Annotated in this window: 10 protein-coding genes; 6 read left to right on the top strand and 4 right to left on the bottom strand. The window is 62.6% G+C overall.

Annotated elements, in window-relative coordinates:
• The 4 genes from trmD to FN369_RS08235 form a co-directional block, all read left to right on the top strand.
• A partial coding sequence (trmD, locus tag FN369_RS08250; protein WP_246189631.1) for a tRNA (guanosine(37)-N1)-methyltransferase TrmD occupies positions 1-822 on the top strand: 822 nt, incomplete at its 5' end.
• Positions 800-1,138 (top strand): 50S ribosomal protein L19, encoded by a 339-nt coding sequence (rplS, locus tag FN369_RS08245; protein WP_142525687.1) that lies wholly within the window; start codon positions 800-802, stop codon positions 1,136-1,138. The genes trmD and rplS, both read left to right, overlap by 23 nt.
• 69 nt (positions 1,139-1,207) lie before the next feature.
• On the top strand, positions 1,208-1,936 hold the full coding sequence (gene rnhB / locus FN369_RS08240) for a ribonuclease HII (protein ID WP_246189630.1): 729 nt from the start codon (positions 1,208-1,210) through the stop codon (positions 1,934-1,936).
• Positions 1,933-2,340: a YraN family protein gene (locus tag FN369_RS08235; RefSeq protein WP_246189629.1), complete on the top strand. Its 408-nt coding sequence runs from the start codon at positions 1,933-1,935 to the stop codon at positions 2,338-2,340. The genes rnhB and FN369_RS08235 overlap by 4 nt, the downstream gene beginning before the upstream one ends.
• Positions 2,341-2,366: 26 nt before the next feature.
• On the opposite strand, the gene FN369_RS08230 is transcribed toward FN369_RS08235, so the two are convergent.
• The 4 genes from FN369_RS08230 to rplU all read right to left on the bottom strand — a co-directional run bounded on the left by FN369_RS08230 (position 2,367) and on the right by rplU (position 4,461).
• Positions 2,367-2,720 (bottom strand): TMEM14 family protein, encoded by a 354-nt coding sequence (locus tag FN369_RS08230; protein ID WP_142525686.1) that lies wholly within the window; start codon positions 2,718-2,720, stop codon positions 2,367-2,369.
• A complete protein-coding gene (obgE, locus tag FN369_RS08225; protein WP_142525685.1) occupies positions 2,717-3,802 on the bottom strand; it encodes a GTPase ObgE in 1,086 nt (361 codons plus the stop codon). The genes FN369_RS08230 and obgE overlap by 4 nt, the downstream gene beginning before the upstream one ends.
• A 62-nt stretch (positions 3,803-3,864) precedes the next feature.
• Entirely contained in the window at positions 3,865-4,119 is a 255-nt protein-coding gene (gene rpmA, locus FN369_RS08220) for a 50S ribosomal protein L27 (RefSeq protein WP_142525684.1), read from the bottom strand.
• 9 nt (positions 4,120-4,128) lie between these two features.
• A complete protein-coding gene (gene rplU / locus FN369_RS08215; RefSeq protein WP_142525683.1) occupies positions 4,129-4,461 on the bottom strand; it encodes a 50S ribosomal protein L21 in 333 nt (110 codons plus the stop codon).
• A gap of 847 nt (positions 4,462-5,308) precedes the next feature.
• Between rplU and FN369_RS08210 the strand changes: the two genes are divergently transcribed.
• Together FN369_RS08210 and FN369_RS08205 are read left to right on the top strand one after the other, a co-directional pair.
• The gene (locus tag FN369_RS08210; RefSeq protein WP_142525682.1) at positions 5,309-6,772 is read left to right on the top strand and encodes a form I ribulose bisphosphate carboxylase large subunit; all 1,464 of its coding nucleotides are present in this window, start codon (positions 5,309-5,311) and stop codon (positions 6,770-6,772) included.
• Positions 6,773-6,797: 25 nt separating this feature from the next.
• On the top strand, positions 6,798-7,207 hold a 410-nt coding region (locus FN369_RS08205; protein WP_142525681.1), incomplete at its 3' end, for a ribulose bisphosphate carboxylase small subunit.

Genomic DNA, 7,207 nt, shown 5'->3' with positions numbered 1-7,207 from the left:
TCCCGCCGAATCGGCGGAGAAGGAAGCTTCCTCCGCCGTCTAAGCGGCACGGCGTCGGAGCGGACCTGCGGGGATGCCGTCGAGCGGCTCTCGGGCGAGGGAATCGTGCGGATCGACGTGATCACCTTGTTCCCTGGGCTTCTGGAAGCGGCGGCTCGGGAAAGCATCCTCGGCAGGGCGATTGAGCGGGGTCGGTTGTGCTTCCATGCGCACCAACTGCGGGATTACGCCCATGACCGGCACAAGACTGTCGACGACCGTCCTTACGGCGGCGGACCGGGGATGGTGCTCAAGTGCGAGCCGCTTGTCGAGGCGATCGAGGCGGTTCAAGCCATGGGGGAGAAAGCGCCCGTGCGTCTTCTCTCTCCGGGAGGGAGAAGATTCGACCAAGCCTTGGCTTGGGAGCTTTCCCGCGCTCCCCGGCTGATTTTGGTTTGCGGACACTACGAAGGAGTCGATCAACGGGTCATCGACCATTGGATCGATGAGGAGCTGTCGATCGGCGATTTCGTCGTTGCCAACGGCGCTGTCGCCGCCCTTGCGATCGTCGATGCGGTCGTGCGGCTCCTCCCTGGAGTCCTGGGAAATGCAGAATCGATATTGCATGAATCCTTCGAAGATGCTCTTCTAGAAGGTCCGCAATATACACGGCCGGCCGTGTTCCGGGAATGGGGGGTACCGCCCATCCTTCTGTCCGGGGATCATGGAGCGATCCTGCGCTGGCGGCGTCGCATGGCCGAGGAGAAGACGCGGCGCCTGAGAAAGGATTTGTGGGAGCGGAGAGGGAAAGGAGAGAGCGATGAACCTAATCGAGCGGATTGAGCAAGAGCAGCTCAAGAAGGAGATTCCCCAATTTTCTGTGGGAGACACCGTGCGGGTTCACTCCCGCATTCGCGAAGGCGACAAAGAGCGGGTTCAGATTTTTCAGGGAATCGTGATTGGCAAGAAGGGGCGTGGCATCAACGCGGCCTTCACCGTGCGCCGTATGAGTTACGGAGAAGGAATCGAGCGCGTCTACCGGCTCCATTCTCCCTGGATTGAGAAGATCGAAGTCGAACGGAGTGCCAAGGTGCGGCGGGCCAAGCTCTACTATCTTCGCGGAAGGAAGGGCAAGGAAGCCGTTCTCGGGCGGAAGTAGCTTTCCGTTTTCGTCCGGGAGGACGCAGCTTTCCCGCAAGCGCCGTCCCTGGACTTGTTCGGGGAGGGGGTGGCCCTCCAGAATGGCTTCGTGCGCAAGGAAGGGATCCCTCCCAAGTCGAGGAGTCGCCGGCCGGCTCCGGACCGGCGATACGAGCGCCTCCTCGCTCGGCAGGGTCTCGCACCCACTGCGGGCGTAGACGAGGTCGGCCGCGGTTCGCTTGCGGGACCTCTCGTTGCGGCGGCGGTCATCCTCCCTTTGCGGATTCGACTCCACCCGTGGCTTGACGACTCCAAGCGGCTCGATTCTCGGCGCCGGCTCTCGGTCTGCGACTGGCTCGTAGGTCTGCCGGGAGTCGCCTACGGGATCGGCTTCGCGAGCGTCGAAGAGATCGACCGCTGGAACGTGTTGGGAGCGACGATGCTGGCGATGTCCCGAGCCGTACTCGCCTTGGCGGAAAAGCCGGGTGTCGTTTTGGTCGACGGCCGGGAGGCTCCCCCGTTGGAGATGCCTGTTCGCGCGATCGTTGGAGGCGATCGTCGCTGCGCTTCCATCGCCGCCGCTTCCGTTCTGGCGAAAGTGACGCGAGATCGCTGGATGACCGAAGTAGGCCGAGATCATCCCCGTTTCGGCTTTGCGCGCCACAAGGGCTATGGGACCGACGATCATTGGGAGGCCTTGCGACGTTACGGTCCCACCCCCTTGCACCGGCGGAGCTTCCTCGGACGGCTCTCGGAGGAGGCGATTCCCCATCTTCCCTGGGACGATGGCGCGATCGAGCCCCGCGGAGGCCCGTGAGCGCGCTTCGGGACCTCTTGCGGCTTTTGTGGCGTCGAAAGCCCGATCTTGGAAGGTGGGGCGAGCGGGAAGCGGCTCGATTCCTTCGCAAGAGAGGATATCGGATCCTCTTACGCAACGTTCGGATCGGAGGGGGGGAGATCGACCTCGTCTGCCGAGACGGCGCAATCCTGGTTTTTGTCGAGGTCAAGACCCGGAGCTCCACCAATTACGGAGAGCCCGCGGAGGCCGTCGGCGCAGGGAAGCGAGCGCGACTGATTCGGGCGGCTTACGCCTACCTCGAGGAGCTGGGGCGTGACGACGTAGTCTACCGCTTCGATATCGTCGAAGTGCTGGCCGAGGTCCGAGGGAAGAGCAAGATCCGGCTCCTCGCTGACGCATTCGGCCCTCCGCCGGGAGCGTGAGTGGCCGAGAGGGATTCTTCCGCGGGCTAGCGCCAGGATTGGAAGAGATAGGGGAGCAGGAAGACCGAAAAGAGAAGCATCAGGGCGAGAAGCGAGCCCACGAAGGCCTTTCTCCTCTCGCCTGCCGCAACCGCCTTCCAGACGACGACCGATCTCCAGATCAAGAGAAGCGAGAAGAGCGTGACCAGGAAAAGAGAGGTTGGCAACGCCCAGGGAACTCCTCGTCGAACGAGCACCCCCAAGCAGATGCTGATGGCCCCGAATCCACCCCCCGAGTAGAGCGCGGTTTGCGCCTTCTTCGGATTGGAGAGATAGCCGATGGTCCCCAGGGCGATCAGGCCGAGCCCGTAGATGATGAGCCATCGAGCGACCTCTTTCATCGGGCGCCTTGGGCTGGAAACAGGCCGGCTTCCCGGCGGGCCGCCTCGGGACGACTTCGGCAGAGCTTTTCCCAAGCAAGAGCCGCCAGCTCTAGAACTCCCTGGCCGGTCCGGGCCGAGACAAAGACCGGCTCTTCCCCGCCTGGCCGAGCGCGGCGCAAGGCAGCCTTCTTCGCCGTCCGCAAATCGATCTTGTTGCCGACGACGAGAAACGGGCGTCCCGCGAGGCCATGGCCGTAGGCCTCTAACTCCCGTCGCAGTAGGAAAAAGTCGGCGAGGGGATCGACTCCGGAGAGGTCGAGGACCAGGAGTAGGAGAGGGCAACGTTCGACATGGCGGAGAAATTCGTCACCGAGCCCCTTGCCCAGATGCGCGTCGCGAATCAGCCCCGGGATATCGGCTACCGTGAGCCGATCTCCTTCGGGAGACTCCAAGACCCCGACGGAAGGGGTGAGTGTCGTGAACGGATAGTCGGCCACCTTCGGCTCCGCGGAGGTGAGGCGACGCAGCAGGCTCGATTTCCCGGCATTGGGGAGCCCTACGAGCCCTATGTCGGCTAAGAGTTTGAGCTCGAGGACGAACTGCCCGCACTCCCCCGGCTTTCCGGGATCGGCGCGGCGCGGCGCCTGATTTTGGGGTCCGCGGAAATGCCAATTGCCCCATCCGCCCCTTCCCCCGTGGCAGAGAACGAATCGATCCATGGGAGGGGTGAGATCGACCAGCAGATCGAGCGGAGCATCGCGCGGCGGCAGGGGAAGCAGCTTGGAGCCCTGCTCGAGGGAGCCTCCGATCCGGCTCACGATGGTTCCAGGAGGCACGGGAAGGAGGAGATCCGCGCCTTTCCGCCCCGATTTGGTGGCTCCCATGCCGGGTCGACCATCTTGGGCGGCCTGGTGAGGAGCGAAAAAAAGGTTCGAGAGATCGTTTCGGTGAGGATCGACGACGAGCACAACATCCCCCCCTTTCCCACCGTCGCCGCCATCAGGGCCGCCGTGGGGCTCGTAGGGAGCCCGGCGGAAGCTCACGCAACCCCGGCCTCCGTCGCCCGCCTTGGCGAAGATCCTCACTCGATCGACAAACATGGCAACTTTCGTGCGTCTCGGAAACGCACAAGGGAAGAGTCCGGACCAAGCGACCTAGCGACCTAGGCGCTCGGCTCGGGCTGGATATGGACCTTTCGATTCCGGCGGTCCCAATGGACGATTCCGTCGGCCAGTGCGAAGAGCGTAAAGTCGCGCCCCTGTCCCACGTTCTCTCCCGGGTGGAACCGCGTCCCGCGCTGCCGGATGAGAATGTTGCCGCTGCGGACTCTTTGGCCGCCGTAGCGCTTTACCCCTAACCGCTTGCTGTTGCTGTCGCGTCCGTTGCGAGTGCTTCCTTGACCTTTTTTGTGTGCCATGGCCGTCCTCTATTGATCTTTCTTCTCGATGGCGAATTCCACCACACGCACGCGCGCCAGGCGCTGCCGATGTCCGACAGTCCGGTGGTAGCCCTTCCGTCGCCGATACCGGAAGGCCACGACCTTCGGGGCTCGAATCTCTTCCAGGACCTCCAAAACCGCCTTCGCTCCGGCCACACGGGGCGTGCCCACCACGGTCTTGCCATTGTCCTCGAGGAGGAGAATCTCTTCGCTGGTCAACCGCTCTCCGGCCGAAAGACCCTTTTTCGGCAGTTCAATTTCGAGAATGGCACCTTCCTCCGCACGGTATTGTTTCCCGCCGGCACGAATCACTGCAATCATTAGTCCTCCGATCCACTACCGTCCGCTCCGCCGCTTCCGCTTCGCCGTACCGACCGACCGTGTCGGGCTCCCTTGCGCGACCCCGGACGCTTCCCGACCGAATCAGAAGATGAAGCGAGCCTGCCAAGTCTATTTCGCTTTGGCGGCGACTCGACGAGAGATCATAAGCGTTTCGGAAAGGCTGTCCAGCACATAAGGGGATCCCTCGAACGTTCGACTCCCCCATCGGCCGAGCGGGGGGCAAAAACCTCGGTCGGAAGGAACGGCCCGGTCCGGAAAAGCTCAAGGCCGCCTACCTTGCCTTGACACCCTGCGCGGCAAAGCTAGCATGAGGGAGACGTGGCGAATGCGTCCGATTGCGGCGGTGCGGGGTTGCCGCATGCCTTCCGATCGGGAAAGAGGCAGCCTGGGGAATCTCCTATGACGGACCCGATCCAAAGCGAGAGACCCTTCCAGCAAGTCGCTCTCTCCCTCACTCGGCGCGGCGCGGACGAGCAGGGCTCGCGGAAGCCCGTGAGGTGGATTTCCCATCCGACGGCCCGGGCCCTCCGTAGGGGGAAAGCTGCCCGAGCTCGACTCGCCGGGGATCCGGAAGCTTGCGTTGGATACCCAGGACAGCCTCCCGGCGATGGGAGAGTTCTTCCATTTCCTGGAAAAAAGGATGCCTGGGAAGCTGCTTGCCCGGCTTGGCTCGTCTTTCGAGAGAGAAAAACTCTAATCATTTATTCGATTTATAAAAGAGATAAGAACAATCAAATAGCATTATCGGAACATCGGAAGTATAAGCAGAAAAACAGAGCGGGGGGCGACGAAAGGCCCGAGCCGCGGAAGAGAACAGGAGGCAGGTATGGCGATGGTCAAAAGCAGCGGGGATGGGCAGGCGAAGAAGAGCCGGTGGTCGGCCGGCGTGAGCCCGTACGCGGAGATGGGCTACTACAACGCGGACTACAAGCCGAAGGACACCGACATTCTCGCGGCGTTTCGGCTGGTGCCGCAGCCGGGGATGGATCCGGTGGAGGCGGCGGCGGCGGTCGCGGGGGAGAGCTCGACGGCGACCTGGACGGTGGTCTGGACCGACCGGTTGACGGCCTACGAGCATTACCAGGGGAAGTGTTACCGGGTCGACCAGGTGCCAGGAAGCGACCAGTATATCGCCTACATCGCCTATGATCTCGATTTGTTCGAGGAGGGTTCGATCGCGAACATGTCCTCCTCGATCATCGGGAACGTCTTCGGCTTCAAGGCGCTCAAGTCGGTACGACTGGAGGATTTGCGGATTCCGCCGCACTACACGAAGACCTTCCAGGGTCCTCCCCACGGAATCATGATGGAGCGGGAGTACCTGAACAAGTATGGGCGCCCGCTGCTCGGGGCGACGGTGAAGCCGAAGCTCGGGCTTTCGGCGCGCAACTACGGTCGGGTGGTCTATGAGGCGCTGCGCGGGGGTCTCGACTTCACCAAGGACGACGAGAACATCAACAGCCAGCCCTTCATGCGCTGGCGCGATCGGTGGCTCTTTGCGATGGAGGCGGTCAACCGGGCGCAGGCCGACACGGGAGAGGTCAAGGGACACTATCTCAACGTGACGGCGGCGACGATGGAAGAGATGTACGAGCGGGCCGACTTCGCCAAGGAGCTGGGGAGCGTCATCGTGATGGTCGACTTGACCGCCGGTTTTACGGCGATTCAGTCGATGTCGAAGTGGTGCCGGCGCAACGGACTGCTGCTCCATTTGCATCGGGCGGGCCACAGCACCTACACGCGGCAGAAGACCCACGGGGTCAACTTCCGGGTGATTTCCAAGTGGATGCGGCTGGCAGGGGTCGACCACATCCATGCGGGGACGGTGGTGGGGAAGCTTGAGGGGGATGTCCACTCGGTGCAGGGCTACTACCGGACCTTGCGGTGCAATCGGACCGATGCCGATCCGTCCTTGGGGCTCTACTTCGAGCAGGACTGGGCATCGATGGCGGCGGTGATGCCGGTGGCCTCCGGGGGGATTCATGCGGGGCAGATGCACCTCTTGCTCCACTATCTTGGGGAGGATTGCATCCTTCAGTTCGGGGGAGGAACCATCGGCCATCCCGACGGGATCGCCGCGGGTGCGACGGCGAACCGGGTGGCGTTGGAGGCGATGATTCAGGCGCGCAACGAGGGTCGGGACTATCTTCGGGAGGGTCCGGAGATTCTGGAGAAGGCCGCGCGCCATTCGCCCTCGCTTAAGAAGGCGTTGGAGATTTGGAAGGATGTGAGCTTCGAGTTTGAGTCGACCGACGTGCCCGATGCGGTGGCGACTCCGGAACTCGTCTAAAAACTCGTCTAAAGAGAGGAAGGCAATGAGACTGACACAAGGAACGTTTTCGTATCTGCCGGATTTCACCGAGGAGGAGATTCGGGCTCAGGTGGAGTACTGCCTGCGCAACGGGTGGGCGGTGAGCATCGAGTTTACCGACGATCCCCATCCGCGGAATGTCTATTGGGAGATGTGGGGGTTGCCGATGTTCGATCTGAAGGACGCGGCCGGGGTGATGCACGAGCTGGCGGAGTGCCGGAAGGCCCATCCCAACGAATACATTCGGATCAGCGGATACAACCGCCAACAGGGTTACCAGAGCACGATGCTCTCTTTTCTCGCGCAAAGGCCCAAGGAGGAGCCGGGCTTCTTTCTCGACCGGATGGAGGCCGCGGATCGGCAGATCCGCTACACAACCCGCTCCTACGCCGCCCAAAAACCCCCGGGCCATCG

This window comes from Methylacidimicrobium cyclopophantes, assembly GCF_902143385.2.
In the GTDB taxonomy this organism is placed as follows: domain Bacteria; phylum Verrucomicrobiota; class Verrucomicrobiia; order Methylacidiphilales; family Methylacidiphilaceae; genus Methylacidimicrobium; species Methylacidimicrobium cyclopophantes.
This window is presented reverse-complemented; position numbering and strand designations above follow the sequence as displayed.

Bases quoted from the DNA above. Each gene is read 5' to 3' on its own strand.
- FN369_RS08230 (WP_142525686.1), bottom strand. From the start codon at position 2,720: ATGAAAGAGGTCGCTCGATGGCTCATCATCTACGGGCTCGGCCTGATC.
- FN369_RS08210 (WP_142525682.1), top strand. From the start codon at position 5,309: ATGGCGATGGTCAAAAGCAGCGGGGATGGGCAGGCGAAGAAGAGCCGG.
- rplU (WP_142525683.1), bottom strand. From the start codon at position 4,461: ATGATTGCAGTGATTCGTGCCGGCGGGAAACAATACCGTGCGGAGGAA.
- rpmA (WP_142525684.1), bottom strand. From the start codon at position 4,119: ATGGCACACAAAAAAGGTCAAGGAAGCACTCGCAACGGACGCGACAGC.
- rplS (WP_142525687.1), top strand. From the start codon at position 800: ATGAACCTAATCGAGCGGATTGAGCAAGAGCAGCTCAAGAAGGAGATT.
- obgE (WP_142525685.1), bottom strand. From the start codon at position 3,802: ATGTTTGTCGATCGAGTGAGGATCTTCGCCAAGGCGGGCGACGGAGGC.